The following is a 663-nucleotide window of genomic DNA, read 5'->3' on the forward strand; positions in this document are numbered from 1 at the left end:
GCCTCGTCTATCACGGTCAACCGCTGGCTCTTCGTCAGCCGTTCCAGTTCTTCCGGCACCTTTGCACGTCCTGCCATGTTGCACCTCTATTCAGCCATATAAATGCGCTCGGTCGTTAATGACCAGATTGCGCATTAGATCAAAGGAAAGCTCGAGGTTTCCGTCCTCGTCGCCCTGTAGATAGCCTTTCTGCACGAGCTTTTCAATGGTCGGCCGTGCCCATGCTGGGCACTCCTCCACGCTGTTGTACTGCTCCGCTTCTTTCGTCTTTTCAATGATCTGCTTTACCTGTGCTTCGGTCATATCTGGTTCCTCCTGTTCATATTTTGGATTGCCGTAGCCGTATATGCTGGGATACCCCAGCGGGTAGGATTTGCGTGCCACACCGCCGCCGTTCGCTACCACGCCGGACGCGCCCGAGGTATTCCCCTCGATGGTGTAGACATAGCCGTTTTCCACCTTCTCCACGATACCTACATGCCCGCCTCCGTTCGGATACTGGCGGGTGGAGAAATATACGACATCGCCCGCTCTCGGCGTGTAAGCCGCCCGCAGGTGGAAGCGCCCGCGCTCCGCGAACCAGTCCTTGCCGTTGTAGCAGCTTGCCGTGCGCGGGATGATTCCGGCATTACCGGACTGTGCCGCGCACCAGCTTATAAACAT

Annotated in this window: 1 protein-coding gene; it reads right to left on the reverse strand. The window is 56.9% G+C overall.

Annotated elements, in window-relative coordinates:
* Positions 1 to 90 precede the first annotated feature (90 nt).
* Positions 91 to 663, reverse strand: a 573-nt coding sequence (locus H8S45_RS15925) for a CHAP domain-containing protein (RefSeq protein WP_186950620.1), incomplete at its 5' end; no start/stop codon positions are given.

Origin of the sequence: Agathobaculum faecis (assembly GCF_014287995.1) — a bacterium.
Classification (GTDB): Bacteria; Bacillota; Clostridia; order Oscillospirales; family Butyricicoccaceae; genus Agathobaculum; species Agathobaculum ammoniilyticum.